15 protein-coding genes and 1 pseudogene are annotated in these 14,157 nt (G+C 70.6%); 6 read left to right on the forward strand and 10 right to left on the reverse strand.

Annotated features, from left to right (window positions below):
- Window position 1 precedes the first annotated feature (1 nt).
- A complete protein-coding gene (locus tag Ate02nite_RS36610; protein WP_203812484.1) occupies window positions 2-1,219 on the forward strand; it encodes a TerC family protein in 1,218 nt (405 codons plus the stop codon).
- Here Ate02nite_RS36610 and Ate02nite_RS36615 read toward each other — a convergent pair.
- Together Ate02nite_RS36615 and Ate02nite_RS36620 are read right to left on the reverse strand one after the other, a co-directional pair.
- Window positions 1,199-2,200 carry a translation initiation factor 2 gene (locus Ate02nite_RS36615; RefSeq protein ID WP_203812485.1) on the reverse strand — a complete coding sequence of 334 codons (1,002 nt, stop codon included), beginning with the start codon at window positions 2,198-2,200 and terminating at the stop codon, window positions 1,199-1,201. The two genes, Ate02nite_RS36610 and Ate02nite_RS36615, sit on opposite strands and share 21 nt — an antisense overlap.
- Window positions 2,201-2,358: 158 nt before the next feature.
- Complete coding sequence (locus Ate02nite_RS36620) at window positions 2,359-3,210, reverse strand: spermidine synthase (RefSeq protein WP_203812486.1); 852 nt, start codon at window positions 3,208-3,210, stop codon at window positions 2,359-2,361.
- A gap of 79 nt (window positions 3,211-3,289) precedes the next feature.
- Between Ate02nite_RS36620 and Ate02nite_RS36625 the strand changes: the two genes are divergently transcribed.
- On the forward strand, window positions 3,290-3,670 hold the full coding sequence (locus Ate02nite_RS36625; protein WP_203812487.1) for a hypothetical protein: 381 nt from the start codon (window positions 3,290-3,292) through the stop codon (window positions 3,668-3,670).
- 3 nt (window positions 3,671-3,673) lie between these two features.
- Here Ate02nite_RS36625 and Ate02nite_RS36630 read toward each other — a convergent pair whose 3' ends face one another.
- Both Ate02nite_RS36630 and malQ read right to left on the reverse strand, forming a co-directional pair.
- Window positions 3,674-3,853, reverse strand: a complete 180-nt coding sequence (locus tag Ate02nite_RS36630) for an antitoxin (RefSeq protein ID WP_203812488.1) — start codon at window positions 3,851-3,853, stop codon at window positions 3,674-3,676.
- Window positions 3,850-5,793, reverse strand: a complete 1,944-nt coding sequence (malQ, locus tag Ate02nite_RS36635) for a 4-alpha-glucanotransferase (RefSeq protein ID WP_203812489.1) — start codon at window positions 5,791-5,793, stop codon at window positions 3,850-3,852. The genes Ate02nite_RS36630 and malQ overlap by 4 nt, the downstream gene beginning before the upstream one ends.
- A gap of 103 nt (window positions 5,794-5,896) precedes the next feature.
- On the opposite strand from malQ, the gene Ate02nite_RS36640 reads away from it, so the two are divergent.
- Both Ate02nite_RS36640 and Ate02nite_RS49595 read left to right on the forward strand, forming a co-directional pair.
- A complete protein-coding gene (locus Ate02nite_RS36640) occupies window positions 5,897-6,154 on the forward strand; it encodes a hypothetical protein (protein ID WP_203812490.1) in 258 nt (85 codons plus the stop codon).
- Window positions 6,155-6,205: 51 nt separating this feature from the next.
- A complete protein-coding gene (locus Ate02nite_RS49595; protein WP_203812491.1) occupies window positions 6,206-7,444 on the forward strand; it encodes a chitosanase in 1,239 nt (412 codons plus the stop codon).
- A 23-nt stretch (window positions 7,445-7,467) separates the two neighbouring features.
- On the opposite strand, the gene Ate02nite_RS36650 is transcribed toward Ate02nite_RS49595, so the two are convergent.
- The 3 genes from Ate02nite_RS36650 to Ate02nite_RS36660 all read right to left on the reverse strand — a co-directional run bounded on the left by Ate02nite_RS36650 (window position 7,468) and on the right by Ate02nite_RS36660 (window position 10,301).
- Window positions 7,468-8,700, reverse strand: coding sequence for a glycoside hydrolase family 16 protein (locus tag Ate02nite_RS36650; protein WP_203812492.1), 1,233 nt, complete (start codon window positions 8,698-8,700; stop codon window positions 7,468-7,470).
- A gap of 96 nt (window positions 8,701-8,796) precedes the next feature.
- Window positions 8,797-9,780 carry a family 16 glycosylhydrolase gene (locus tag Ate02nite_RS36655; protein ID WP_203812493.1) on the reverse strand — a complete coding sequence of 328 codons (984 nt, stop codon included), beginning with the start codon at window positions 9,778-9,780 and terminating at the stop codon, window positions 8,797-8,799.
- 116 nt (window positions 9,781-9,896) lie between these two features.
- Window positions 9,897-10,301, reverse strand: a complete 405-nt coding sequence (locus Ate02nite_RS36660) for an ATP-binding protein (RefSeq protein ID WP_203812511.1) — start codon at window positions 10,299-10,301, stop codon at window positions 9,897-9,899.
- Window positions 10,302-10,378: 77 nt separating this feature from the next.
- Here Ate02nite_RS36660 and macS point away from each other — a divergent pair, with 77 nt between their 5' ends.
- Both macS and Ate02nite_RS36670 read left to right on the forward strand, forming a co-directional pair.
- Entirely contained in the window at window positions 10,379-11,491 is a 1,113-nt protein-coding gene (gene macS / locus Ate02nite_RS36665) for a MacS family sensor histidine kinase (protein ID WP_203812494.1), read from the forward strand.
- Entirely contained in the window at window positions 11,491-12,126 is a 636-nt protein-coding gene (locus Ate02nite_RS36670) for a response regulator (RefSeq protein ID WP_203812495.1), read from the forward strand. The genes macS and Ate02nite_RS36670 overlap by 1 nt, the downstream gene beginning before the upstream one ends.
- Here the strand turns inward: Ate02nite_RS36670 and Ate02nite_RS36675 are convergent.
- The 3 genes and pseudogenes from Ate02nite_RS36675 to Ate02nite_RS36685 all read right to left on the reverse strand — a co-directional run.
- Window positions 12,123-12,680 (reverse strand): DUF5709 domain-containing protein, encoded by a 558-nt coding sequence (locus Ate02nite_RS36675; RefSeq protein WP_203812496.1) that lies wholly within the window; start codon window positions 12,678-12,680, stop codon window positions 12,123-12,125. The two genes, Ate02nite_RS36670 and Ate02nite_RS36675, sit on opposite strands and share 4 nt — an antisense overlap.
- Before the next feature lie 9 nt (window positions 12,681-12,689).
- Window positions 12,690-13,430, reverse strand: coding sequence for an ATP-binding protein (locus tag Ate02nite_RS36680; RefSeq protein WP_239147968.1), 741 nt, complete (start codon window positions 13,428-13,430; stop codon window positions 12,690-12,692).
- Window positions 13,431-13,620: 190 nt separating this feature from the next.
- Window positions 13,621-14,157 (reverse strand): annotated as a pseudogene (locus Ate02nite_RS36685) (hypothetical protein); the annotation flags it as partial.

The raw sequence follows: 14,157 nt of genomic DNA on the forward strand, positions 1-14,157 counted from the left end.
CATGCTGTGGCTGCTGACCGTACTGGGCATTGTCGGTCTGCTGCTTTTTGATTTCTTCTTCCATGTGCGCAAGGCGCACGTGCCGACGCTGGGCGAGGCCGCCCGGTGGACCGCGATCTACGTGAGCATCGCGCTGCTCTTCGGTCTGGGCGTCACGATCTTCGGTGGCGGCCAGATGGGGGCGGAGTACTTCGCCGGTTATGTCACCGAGGAAGCGCTGTCGGTCGACAACCTCTTCGTCTTCCTGCTGTTGCTGTCGAGCTTCAAGGTGCCGCGGGCCGATCAGCAGAAAGTGCTGCTCGTCGGCATCGCGGTGTCGCTGGTGGCGCGCACCGGGTTCATCTTCCTGGGCGCCGCGCTGATCAACTCGTTTGCCTGGGTGTTCTACCTGTTCGGGCTGATCCTGCTGGTCACGGCCGGCAACCTGCTGCGGGAGCAGCGCGGGGACGACGACGAGTCGCCGGACAACTTCGTCATCCGGCTGGCCCGGCGGGTGTTGCGCACCTCCGACGACTACGACGGGGACAAGCTCTTCACCGTGCAGGACGGCCGCCGGGTGCTGACCCCGATGATCCTGGTGATGGTCGCGATCGGCGGGACCGACATCCTGTTCGCGCTCGACTCCATCCCGGCGATCTTCGGCCTGACTCAGAACGTGTACCTGGTCTTCACCGCCACCGCGTTCTCCCTGCTCGGGCTGCGGCAGCTGTACTTCCTGATCGACGGGCTGCTCGACCGGCTGGTCTACCTGTCCTACGGCCTGGCGGCGATCCTCGCGCTGATCGGTGTGAAGCTGATCCTGCACGCCATGCACGAGAACAACGTGCCGTTCATCAACGACGGGGAGCCGATCCACACCGCCGAGATCTCCACCGGCCTGTCGCTCGCGCTGATCGTCGGCATCCTGCTGCTCACCGTGGTGGCGTCGCTGCTGAGCCCGAAGGGACGCGCGCAGACCTACGTTGCGGCGGCCCGCCGGCACGCCAACGAGTTCCTCGACATCGAGAAGGACCCGGCGTACTGCGACAAGATCTACCACCGCCTGCTCAGCGAGGAGGCGAACATCAAGGCGCTGCCGGAGAAATACCGGGCACGGATCCGGGCCGAGCGGGAACTGATGGATCTGCTGCACCGGGCGCACGAGGAGCACACCGAGCGGGTGGCGGCCGGCAACTGTTACACGCCGGCCGTCGCCCGGTCAGATGTTTCGGGTGCGTGAGCCGATCTCGTCGTCGATCGAGCGGCGCGGGGCGACCCCGCGGCCGCGCCCCGAGTTGGCGGCGAGCCGGGCCCCGGTGCGCCGGATCTGCTCGGCCCGGTCGTCCGGCTCCTCCGGCCCACCCAGGTAGGCGGAGAGGTTAGCGGTCTGGGCCTCGGCGAGACTGCCGCCGGAGACCAGGTTGGCGACCCGGGCGGCCAGGTCGGCGGCGCGGGTGGCCAGGTCGGGAGTGCCGTGCAGGGTGGCGTGGTCGGCCGGCCGGGCCGGCCGGGACCGGACGTCGTCGTCGAAGCCGGGGCGCAGCACCTGTGGTGGCGTGGTGCCGAAGTCGGCTTGGCCGGCCAGTGGCGGCGACGTGGGCGCGGGCACCGGCGCCGAGGCTGAGTAAGCCGGGCGCGGGCGGGGCGGGGGCGCCGACTCCTGCACCGAGACCGCGCCGAGCAGCGTCACGGTCTGGCCTTCGCCGCCCTGGTAGTTGCTGAACTCGGGGCCGATCACCAGGCGGGACAGCATGCGGCCGTGCGGCGCCGAGATGCCGAGCTCGGCGGCGTTTTCCACCCGGTAGCGCGCGATCGTCTGGCGTAACACGTTGGCCAGACGGTCGGCGTCACCGACCGTCGCGATGTCGCCGCCCGCGAAGACCAGCGCGGGGAACGTGCCGCCCGGGCCGGCGCAGACCAGCTGGATCTGGGTGACGGTGGCCGAGCGGCCGGTGTCCCGGTTGCCCGGCTGCACCCGCAGGTGCTGCGGCCACGGCCAGCGCAGTTCGCCGGTGGCACCGGTGACGACGTCCCGGTAGATCACCCGGTCGTCGGTGACGAGGACCTCGGTCTCCTCCGGCAGCGTCCAGCGCGGCAGCGAGCTGGGCTCCTCGAAGGCGTATTCCGCCACGGCGCAGCGGCCGCTCCACAGCACTCGGGAGCCGGCGTCGCCGCCGGCGGCCAGGCTGCCCGGCGCGGCCAGGAAGAACTTGTCGGTCATGCGCCTACCCCCCAGTCGGCGGCCGCGAGTGGAACGCGGCTGGACCGATTACAGCCGAGTAACATCGGCCGCGACAAGTCACTGGCCGCGTTTCACACCTGTTTTGTTGACGACAACACGACAGGCCGGAAATTGCTGCACCTTCGGCCGACGTTTCGTTACTTTCTGCTACTGAAAAGTCCGGCCGGCGGAATGGGTGACGCGACGGCGTTACTGTCGGTAACTGGCGCGATGCTGCCGGAGAATCCGTCCAAATCGGTCTCCACCCGGCCCGGGAACCAGTCGCCGGCCGCCCGCCGGGTGAGCTCGGCGATCGGCAGCGGGGTGCGGCCGGCCAGCACCACGAGGTTGCCGAAGCGGCGGCCGCGCAGCACCGCGGCGTCGGCGACCAGGCAGGCCTCCGGCAGGACGGCGCGGATCGTGGCGACCTGGGCGCGGGCGTAACGCAGCGGCGGGCCGTCCGCGACGTTGGCGATCAGCCGGCCGCCCGGGGCGAGGACCCGGGCCGCCTGCCGGATGAAATCGACCGACGCCAGGTGAGCCGGGGTCCGGGCGCCGGCGAACACGTCCAGCACCACCAGGTCGTACCCGGCCTCGCGCATGCCCTCGACGGCCTCGCGCGCGTCGCCCACCCGGACCCGGATCGAAGCCTTGGCCGGCAGCGGAAGCTCGCGCCGGACCATCTCCACCAGCGGCCCGTCGATCTCCACCACCCGCTGCGGCGAGCCCGGCCGGGTCGTCGCGAGATAGCGGGGCAGGGTCAGCGCCCCGCCGCCGAGGTGCAGCGCGCGCAGCGGCTGCCCGGCCGGCGCGATCAGGTCGATCGCGGCGGCCATCCGCCGGATGTACTCGAACTCGAGGTGGGTGGGGTCGGTGAGGTCGACGTGCGACTGCGGGGCGCCGTCCAGCAGCAGTGTGAACGACTCGGGCCGGTCGGCGTCCGGGATGAGTTCCGCGATTCCGGACGCGACCGTCTCCACGATCCGGTCCGATCTTCTGCGCTGTGCCACCGAACATCCCGATTCCACCAAAAACGACCTGAAGACCGTTTTAAACTGAGAAAAGCTTATTTGAGTACGGAGGTAGGCCGTGTCCACGAGCAACGTGCTGGCTCAGATCATCGGCGATCAGCCGCGCCGCCCGGCGGGGCCGCCACCGACCGGCGCGATGCCCGCGATACTGGCCGCCGCCAAACAGGAAGCGGGCGCACCGCTGCGCATCCGCCGGTACGAGTCCGAGGAGGGCCAGTTCTTCTGGCGCTGGGACTGCGTCGGCTGTGGCGAATACGGTGGCGGCCGGCATCACGACGACGCGGTGTCCCGGGCCATGCGCCACTGTGGCGAACACCCGGAACACCGCTCCTCGCTGCTGCCCCCGGCCCTGTGCCGGCAGCGCGACCAATTCCTCCCGCTGCACCCGATGCTGTTCGCCGTGGACGACGACCCGGGCCCGGAGCCGCTGGCGGTTTAGCGACTAGGGCTGCGTGTCGCCGTCGCCGGTGCGCTTCTGCGCCTCGTTGACGCCCTTGTCGATGTGGTCCGAGTACTTGTTGCCGGTGCGCTTGTCGACCTCGTCACCGACCTTCTCGAGGGCCTGGTCCACCTGCTCGTCGTGCTTGTCGATGAAGTCTTTGGCCTTGTCGAGGAAGCTCATCGGTTCTCCTTGGTCGAGCGTGTCCGTAAGATCTCGGCGGTCCGCGCGATACGCGGGTCCGCGGCGATCTGCTCAAGGCTAAGCCGCAGCGGCATTCGCCAGTTCGGGTACTCGTCGTAGGTACCCGGCAGGTTGGGCTGATCCAGTTCGCCCAGCACGTCGTAGAGCGACGCGGTGATCAATCGGCACGGGGTGCGGGCCAGGAACTCGTGCATGGCCACCACGACCTCGTCGTCGGTGCTGGCCGCGGTGATCAGCCCCTCGGCCCGCAGCGCCGCCTTGAGCTGGGCCCGGTCGGCCTCCGCGGTGGCTCGCTCGTCCTCCACCGAGCCGGCCAGCTGACCCAGCTCGGCCCGCACCTTGACCTGCTCGCCGGCCAGGAAACCGGCCGCGGTCGGCAGGTCGTGGGTGGAGACGGTGGCGAGCGCGTTGCGCGGATAGTCGGCCGGCGGGTAGTAGGGCTGCTCCGGGTCCTTCCAGTCGCGGGTGAACCAGAGCACCGCCGAGCCGAGCATGTTCATGCGTTCGAGACCCTCGGTCACCGCCGGCTGCACCGTGCCCAGGTCCTCGCCGATCACCACGGCCCCGGCCCGGGTCGCCTCCAGGGCCAGGATGCCGAGCATCCCCTCCGGGTCGTAGTGCACGTACGTCCCGGCGCTGGCGTGCATGCCCGGCGGGACCCACCAGATGCGCCACAGGCCGGCCACGTGGTCGACGCGCAGGCCGCCCGCGTTCTTGAAGATCCGCCGCAGCATGTCCCGGTAGGCCGCGTAGCCGGTCTCGATCAGCTGGTCCGGCCGCCAGGCGCTCAGCCCCCAGTCCTGGCCGAGCTGGTTGAACGCGTCCGGCGGGGCGCCGATGTGCACGCCGGCCGCCAGCACGTCCTGCAGCAGCCAGCCGTCGGCGCCGGCCGGGTCGGTGCCGACCGCCAGGTCCAGCACGATGCCGACCGGCATGCCCTGCCCGGCGGCGGTCTCCTTCACCGCGGTGAGCTGCTCGGTCAGCAGTCGCTGGAGCCAGACGTGGAAGGCGATCCGGTCGCTGCGGAACGCGCGCACCGCCGGGCTGTCCGGGCGGCGGAACTCGGCCGGCCACTCCTGCCAGTTCGCGCCGTACAGCTCGGCCAGGGCGCAGAACCGGGCGAAGTCGGTGAGACCCGGGTCGGACTCCAGGTCGATCTCGCCGGCCAGCGGCCACAGGATCTCCAGCGCGGCCCGCTTGGACTGCCACACCCGGCTGTAGTCGATCAGCTTGCCCGCGGCCGGCTTGAGCGCGTCGACCTTGGCACGCAGCGGCGGATCGGCCCGGCGGTATTCGGCGGTGTCCTCGACGTGCAGGTAGATCGGGTTGGCGAAGCGGCGGCTCGACGGTGAGTACGGCGAGGCCGGCACCGGCAGGGTCGGCGTGATCGCGTGCAGCGGGTTCAGCAGCACGAGCCCCGGCGAACCCGACTGCCCGAGGAAGGTGCGCAGGTCACCGAGGTCGCCGATGCCCCACGAGTGAGCCGAGTGCAGGGCGTAGAGCTGAAGCATCCAGCCCCACGTCTCGGGCGGCGCGGCCAGCTCGGCCGGCACCACCACCAGGGTGACCTGCTGCCCGCCGATCAGCAGCCGGTGCCAGCCCAGTGGCAGGTCGTCCGGCACGCCGGCGGTCACCTCCCGGCGGCCGCCGTCCTCGAGCTCGATGGTGCCGGTGCCGGGCAGCTCCCGGCCGGTGCCCGCGCGGACCACGATCGTCCCCGGCAACCGGCCCAGCCCGTCCCGCTCGCGGACCGCGGCCAGCGCCGAGGTGATCGCCTTGGGCGTGGTGGCGTCGACCCCCAGCAGCCCGAGCACGCCGACCACCGACTCGGCGGCGACGTCCTTGCGCTTGCGGTGCCAGTCCTCGTACCAGGTGGCCACCCCGTGGGCCTCGGCCAATGCGACCAGGTCGGCGTCCATCCGCACCCCTTTGCTCGGTTCAGCCTGCTCCCTTACCCTGCCCGATCGTTCCCAATTCGGACAGCCTGTGGAGCAGTTGCGCAGGTCGGGCAGGATGGACCACATGTCTGCAGTAGCGAAGTGGTGGTCCCGGGCCGCCGCCGTGGTGACCGGAGCGATGCTCACCCTGGTGGTTCCGGTGCACGCGTGGGCCGCGAGCAACGGTGTGGCCGATGTGGCGATCGAGGCGGCGAAATACCGGCGGCGCCGCAGCGGGTTCGGTTTCTTCGGCTTCGTCGGCGGCCTGTGTTGCCTGCTCGTGGTCGCCGGAATCGTGCTGGCGATCGTCCTGATCGCCCGAGGTCGGCGGAAGAAGGGCTGATTTTCCGGAAACCGGGGGCGGTTACCCGCAAGCCCGACCTAGCGTTGACGGATGCGGATACGCCGGAGGACGCTCGCGCTCGGCGGTGGCATCGCAGTCCTGCTGTGCGTGCCGCTGGGCATCTCGGTGGCCGCGAGCGCCAACAACGACGTCCTGATCTCCCGCGATCGGGCGGCGATCGCCTCCTCGGTGCGGGGTGCCGACTGGGTGGCCGGGAAGGCCACCGACGCCGACTCGTCCAGCCGCTGGGCCAGCACCGACGGTCCGGGCACCCAGTGGGTGCGGATCGACCTGGGCGCGGTGCAGGCCGTCGACCGGGTCCGGATGAGGTGGGACCAGACGTACGCGAAGTCGTACCGGGTCCAGACCTCGTTGGACGGTTCCAACTGGAATGACGTCTATGTCACCCGCTCCGGCGACGGCGGCACCGACGACCTGAAGCGGCTCGGCGGTTCCGGGCGCTACGTCCGGCTGCTGGCCACCCAGCGGGGGCGGGAGCGCGGCGGTTACTCGCTCTTCGAGATCAAGGCGTACGGGCCGAGAGCCACCCCGCTGCGGGCGGTGACCCCGGCGAGCGGCTCTCTGGCCGCCGGGCTGGACGACGGCCGCAAGAAGGAGACCGCGCTCGAGCTGATCGCCAGCGCCGAGAACTCCACGCTGAGCTGGCGCGAGCAGTACGCCTACATCGAGGACCTCGGCGACGGCCGCGGCTACACGGCCGGCATCGTCGGCTTCTGCTCGGGCACCTCGGACATGCTGGACGTGGTCAACGAGTACAACCGCCGCAAGCCCGGCAACGTGCTCTCGGCGTACCTTCCGGCGCTGCGCACGGTCGACGGCTCGGACTCGCACGCCGGGCTCGACCCGGGCTTCACCGCCGCCTGGAAGGAAGCCGCCCGCGACCCGATCTTCCAGAAGGTGCAGGAGGACGAGCGGGACTGGATGTACTTCGATCCGGCCATGCGGATGGCCCGGGCCGACGGGCTGCGCGCGCTCGGCCAGTTCGCCTACTTCGACGCGGCGGTCATGCACGGGGTCTCCGGGCTGCGCGGCATCCGGGCCGAGGCGTTGCGCGAGAGCAAGGCGCCGGCCCTGGGCGGTGACGAGATCACCTACCTGAACGCTTTCCTCGACGCGCGGACCGACGAGATGCGCACCGAGGAGGCCCACCGCGACACCACCCGGGTCGACACCGCCCAGCGGCAGTTCCTGCGGCGCAGCAACCTCGACCTGACCGGCCCGCTGACCTGGAAGGTCTACGGCGATTCGTACCGGATCGCCGCCGACTGAGAGCCGGCGGCGAGCACCGGAACCTAGGCCTTGGTCCACTTCTGGTTGGTCGTGCCGCCGCAGTCCCACAGTTGCAGGGTCGCGCCGTTCGCGCTGTTCCAGTCCTTGATGTCGACACACTTGTTGGCCGAGACGTTGACCAGGTCACCCGCGGCCGAGAGGGTGAACCGCTGCACCGGGTTGCCGTTGCAGGTCACCAGCTGGATCGGGGTGCCGTTGGTCAGCGCGCCGCCGGCCGGGTCCATGCACTTGCCCATGGCCCGCAGGGTGCCGTCGCTGTTGGCGGTCCACTTCTGCGCCTGGCTGCCGTTGCAGTCGTAGGTCTGCAGGCGGGCGCCGTCGACCGGGTTGGCCCCCGGGATGTCGATGCAGCGGCCGCTGAAGTTGCTCTTCAGCGCGTTACCGGTGCCGGTGCCGCCGCCGTTGTCGTTGTTCCACGCCGAGACGCGTACCCAGTCGACCAGCATGGTCTGTGGGAACACCGTGCTGGCGTCCGGGTAACCGGGCCAGTAACCGCCGACCGCGACGTTCAGGATCATGAAGAAGTTGTGGTCGAAGACCCAGCTGCCGCTGACGTTCGACGGCGTGACCCGGAAGAACTCGGAACCGTCCAAAAACCAGACGATCAAATTCGGAGACCATTCCACCGCGTACGTGTGGAAGGCGTCACCGAGAGCCGAGCCGATCGTGCGGTTGCCGCCGACACCGCCGGCGCCCGAGTAGCCGGGGCCGTGCACCGTCCCGTAGACCGTGTTCGGTGCGTTGCCGACGTTCTCCATGATGTCGATCTCGCCGGTGGTGGGCCAGTTGTTGCCGCCCAGCATCCAGAAGGCCGGCCAGATGCCCTGGCCCTTCGGGATCTTGATGTTGGCCTCGAACCGGCCGTAGGTCTGCGAGAACTTGTCGGCGGTCAGGATCCGGCCCGACGTGTACTGACACGTGCCGTAGTGGCACTGGTAGTTCGCCGGGTTCTCCTTGCGGGCGGTGATCGCCAGGTGGCCCGCGCCGTCCTGGTACACGTTGCTGGTCGAGCTGGTGTAGTACTCCTGCTCGTTGTTGCCCCAGCCGCTGCCGCCGATGTCGAATTTCCACTTGGCCGAGTCGACCGAGGAGCCGGACGAGCCGTTGAACTCGTCCGACCAGGTCACCGGGCCGACCGCGGCCTCGGCGGTGTCGTTGCGGGTGCCGGCCCACAGGCCGCCGGCGAGTGTCGTCGCGACCACGGCCGCGGCGAGAAGGAAACGGGTCTTACGCATGGGGGATTCCTCCGGGGAAGAGGCGTGCGTTACCGGCAACAGTCTTAAGAGATAGACGGTCGTCGGTCAAGTCGACCCGGAGGAATCGGCCCCTAGTTACACCTTTTCGAAGAGATTGGGCAGCTTGGTGGGCTCCCAGCCGGGCAGCGAGGTGTGCGCCTCGAGCACCCGGTAGGTCACGCCCTCGAAGAGGACCAGGTCGCCCACGGCGTACTTGGTGAAGGTGGCCCACTCGGCGGGGGCCGGTGTCGTTTCCGCCGGCGGCGGTGACGTGGTCGTCGGCGGGGCCGTGGGCTCGGTCGTCGGCGCGGTGGTCGGCGCGGTGGTCGGCTCTGTGGTCGGCTCTGTGGTCGGGGGAACCGTGGGCTCCTCGGACGGCGTGGGCTCCTCGGAGGCCGTTGGCGCCGGTGAGGTCGGCTCCGAGGGCGCGGGCGTCGACGGGCCGGCCGTGGGCGGCCCGGTCGGCGACGTGAAGACCTGCACGAAGTCGACCTCCATGCGCCCGGCCGAATCCCCGTCGGTGGCCAGGTTGAGCACGAGAGTCAGCGGGCCGCCGTCGTCCTCGCGGTCGAGCCGCAGGCTCGGCTTGCCGTCAACCGTCCAGGTCACCGTCTCCGGCGACCAGTCCAGGGCGTACGTGTGGAAGTTGCGGCCGGACGTCGGGTCGACGCCGCCCTCGATCGTCTCGATCGAGCCCTGCGGCACTCGCCCGTCCGCGTCGAGCAGCGAGAACGCCCGCCACACGCCGTTCTTGCGCTGCACCTTGATGCGCGCCTCGGCGTGCCCGAACGCGTCGGTGAACGTCTGCTTCGAGCGCAGGACCCGGGTGACCTGGACCTCGCCGTCGGAGGTGCGGGCGCCGTCGCCGACCGGGGTGCCGTTGTCCTTGAGCAGCGCCCACTTGGACAGGTCGAGCCCGCCGCCGCTGAAGTCGTCGGAGAACGAGCTCCGGCCGTAGCGCGCGGGGTTGCGCTGGTGCGTGTCGGCCGAGGCCACGTCGTCCCGTGAGGGCAGCCAGACCGCGGCCACCAGACCCGCGGCAGCCACCGCCAGAACCGCCACGGTCCGCGGGCGGGACATCCACGCCGGCGTACTGGACCGATGACGTGCCTCGTGCACCATGAACTCCCCTTCAGGTAACAGCAGCCACGACTTTGTTGACGCGGCGCCGATCCCGCAAGATCGGGGGAGCAGTTTTAAGATTCTCTTAAGGAAACTCGGCTGGACACCCGAACTGTCGTCCCGCCGTCGCCGGTGATCAGCTGAAAGGTATCGGTCAACTCCTCGGCCAGCCAAAGGCCCCAGCCACCCGGTTGAGTCGCCGCAGGTCGGACCGCCTTTTCCGGCACCGCCTCGGGCAGGCCCGCGCCGGTGTCGCTGACCTCGCACACCACCGCGTCATCCGCACTCCACAGGGCCACCCGGCCCAGGCCACCCCCGTGCCGGACCGCGTTGGTCAACAGTTCATTGACGGCGACCACGAAGTCTTCGAGTCGATCGCCGACCAGGCCGGCGTCGGCCGCGCGGGACGCGACGGCATGCCGCAGCGTGGTGATCGCGCTGTGGTCGAACGTCTCGGTGAGCAGAACTTCGGTGCTGATGTTTCGACCGTAGGCGACGTCCGATCTTTCCGCAGGGCGGGACCCGGTCGGGAAGTGTGATGTGGAAAGGTCGGCGCATGCGGGACGGCGGCTTTCAGGCACCGCTGTGGCGGGCCATCGCGGTGTACCGGATCGCGGCACTGATCTATGCCACGATCCTGGTGATCAACAATGTCGCCCACTACGCGCGGCCGGTCCTGGCCTGGCCGGTGCTGGCGGTCATGCTCGGCTGGACGGCCTTCACCACGTACGCCTATGCCAACCCGGCCCGCCGCGGCCGGCTCCTGCTGGTCGCCGATCTGCTGATCACCGCGGCGGCCCTGGCCGCCAGCGTGGCGGTCGTCGGCCGGCTCGCGCTGGAGGAGGGCAAGCCCACCCTGGCCGTCGCCTGGCACGTGGCGCCGGTGCTCGCCTGGGCGGTCGCCGGCGGCCGTCGCGGCGGGATCGCTGCCGCGCTGGCCATGGGAGCCACCGACCTGGTCGTGCGCGCTCACCGGGACCAGGCCGCGCTGACCGGCTCGGTGCTGATGCTGCTGGCCGCGATCGCGGTCGGCTACCTCGTGCGGATCGCCGAGGTCGCCCAGGAGCGGCTGCAACGTGCGGTCGAGCTGGAGGCGGCCACCCGGGAACGGGAGCGGCTCGCCCGGGACATCCACGACTCGGTGCTGCAGGTGCTGGCGCTGGTGAAGCGGCGCGGGGCCGGGCTCGACGGCGAGGCCGGCGAGTTGGCCCGGCTGGCCGGGGAGCAGGAGGCGAAACTGCGCAACCTGGTCGCCGCCCGGTCGGCGCCGATCGTCGACGGCGCTGACCTGATGACCCTGCTGGGGGCGCACGAGTCGCCGCACGTGACCATCTCCGGCCCGGCCGAACCGGTCCGCCTGCCGGCCGGCACGGCCCGGGAGATCGCCGCGGCGGTGGCCGCGGCCCTGGACAACGTGGAACGGCACTGCGACCCCGGCACCAAGGTCTACATCCTGGTCGAGGACGAGCCCGACGAGGTGGTGGTGACCGTGCGCGACGACGGCTGCGGCATCGGGCCGGACCGCCTGACCCAGGCCGAACAGCAGGGGCGGCTCGGCGTCGCCCAGTCGATCCGCGGCCGCATCACCGACCTGGGCGGCACCGTCACGATCACTTCGGCACCCGATCAGGGGACAGAGGTGGAGATGAGGGTGACTAGGCTGACCTGATGGTGCGGGTGATGGTGGTGGATGACCACCCGATGTGGCGTGAGGGTGTGAGCCGCGATCTCGCCGCGGCCGGCTACGAGGTGGTCGCGACCACCGGCGAGGGGCGGCAGGCGGTGCGGATCGCCGCCGCGGCCCGGCCCGACGTGGTGGTCCTCGACCTGCAGCTGCCGGACGTGGCAGGCGTCGAGGTGATCAACGGGCTGCGGGCCGAGCTGCCGTCGGTGCGCATCCTGATGCTGTCGGCCAGCGGGGAGCAGCAGGACGTGCTCGACGCGATGAAGGCCGGCGCCAACGGATATCTGCTGAAATCTGCCGCTCTATCGGAATTCGTCGAAGCAGTCGAGCGGACCGCGGCCGGCGACACCGTCTTCACGCCGGGCCTGGCCGGGTTGGTGCTCGGTGAATTTCGGCGGCTGTCCCAGGAAAAGCCGGAAGACGCCACGCCGAAGCTCACCGAGCGTGAGACCGAGGTGCTGCGGCTGGTCGCGAAGGGCCTGTCCTACCGGCAGATCGCCGAGCGGCTCGTGCTCAGCCATCGCACCGTGCAGAACCACGTCCAGAACACGCTCGGCAAGCTTCAGCTGCACAACCGGGTCGAACTGACCCGCTATGCCATCGAGCAGGGGATCGACTAGTCGTAATCCGGGGCGTTGGTCTCGTGCATGGCCAGCTCCTCGGCGCTCGCGCCGCCACCGGCCGCACCCGCGTCGTACGCCACGCTGTCGGCCTCGTCGTCGAAGCCGTAACCCTCGTCCGGTGCCACCAGGCGGCCCACCGACTCCGGGTTGTCGTCGTCGAGCTGGCCGTCGTCGTAGAGGGAGATCTGCGACTTCGGGTCCGACGTCGGGCTAGCGCCCCACACGTCGGCGTCGAAGTCACGCTGCTCCGAGCTGTCGACGGTCTCATCGAACGGGTCGCGGGCGGCCGGAAGCGGGTCCTCGGCGCCGACGTCCGGCGTCTCCTGCTTCAGCCGGTAGTCGAGGGACTCGCCCTCGCGTGCCTCCTCGGCCGTGTCGCCGAACCGGTTGGACCCACCGGGCCCGACGCCGGCCAGCGCGGCCGGGTCCTCACCGTCAGCCCAGCGGCTGCTCTCGACGGAGTCGTAGGCGTTGGAATCGTCGTCCGCCGTCCCCGGAAGGCCAGATGCTTCCGGGTCGGACACCTCGGACGGGTAGTCGTTGTCTCGCATGGTCGCAATCTACCCGCGTATTGGGTCGGTCATGCTCCCCGCCAGTAGGGCCCACACCACCTTGCCGTCGGACAGCGCGAGACTGCCCCACCGGCTGGCCACCGAATCGATGAGCAGCATGCCCCGGCCGCCGTAGGAGGTGGGGGCCGGCGCCCCGGTGTACGACGGAACGGTCCCCGAGTGGTCCCGCACCGCCACGCTGAGCCCGCCCCCGTCGTGCGGCGCCAGCAGCACGATCATCGAGGTGTGCGCGTGCTGCACCACGTTGTTGACCATCTCGGTCACCACGATGCAGGCCGATCCGGCAACCTCCTCGCGACCCCACCGCGCGCAGGCCTCGTTGATCAGTTCCCGGGACCGCCGTGCGGCCCCGACCTGCGGCTCCATCCCGACGCTGATCCGCCTGTCCGCGGATGGCGGCCCGAGCTGCGCGAACGCCTTGTCGCGGTCGGCCAGCACCGGCCACTCGGCGGCCTGCCAGACGGTCGGATCGCCGGGACCGCAGAGCACCAGCCGGGCGGCCGGCCAGTCGGCGGTGTCCCGATAGAGATCGCGCAGCACCTCGACGGCGTCGCGGTCGCGCACCTCGAGGTCACCGACGTCGACCACCACCGCCTCCGGCTGCCCGGCGAGCACCTCGAGCAGCGCGGACCGCAGGCTGGGCGCGCTCCCGGCGTCGAGCACCCCGGCCAGCCGAACCAGCGGAAACGGCCCGGCGCCGTCCACCTGGGGTCGGACCTCGCTCGACATGATCGCTCCATTGTGCATAAGACGTCCCCACTTCGCATTTCCACGCGTCGAGGACCCACCCCGTCGTTTGACTGCTCTTCCCGTCAATCGGGACATAAGCGTCTGATGGGCACGGTCGAGATGTACCCAGCCGACCTGGTCTCATGCACGATTACGCCCGCCCGGGCCCGGCGGATCAACTCGGGTGCGGTCAGCGGCCGGTGGCGGCGGTGCGCAGCGGCGTCGACGGGTCGGGGCGACGCGTCGGGGCCGTGGCGTGATGGTGTTGCGGCTCGGCGTACCGGGTCAGGCCGATCACCGCGGCCAGGGTGATCACGAAGCCGACCGCGGCCAGCCAGCCCCGGCCCTCATGGATGCGGTCGCCCAGCAGGAGCAGGCCGACGATGGCGGCCGGAACCGCGCCGGCCGCGTCCATGGCGGCCACCGCCGCGGTGGTCGAGCCCCGCTGCATCGCCAGGCCGAGCAGCAGCTGCCCGACCAGGGAGTGGATCACCAGGAGGTAGAGCAGCGGGTTGGTGAAGAAGCCGGCGGCCGAGTGCTCGTTCGCCAGCGGCCGGGCCGCGATCGCCGCCGCCGAGAAGTCGATGCCGGCCAGCGAACCGAGGACGACGGACCCGAGGGCGCCGTGCAGACGCACGGCAAAGATGCCGGCTATCCCGATCACCAGGATCGACGCGGCCAGAAGGACCACGACGACCGTGCCGAGGCGGCGCGAATGCGCCGGCTC

Source organism: Paractinoplanes tereljensis (assembly GCF_016862435.1).
Taxonomy (GTDB): domain Bacteria; phylum Actinomycetota; class Actinomycetes; order Mycobacteriales; family Micromonosporaceae; genus Actinoplanes; species Actinoplanes tereljensis.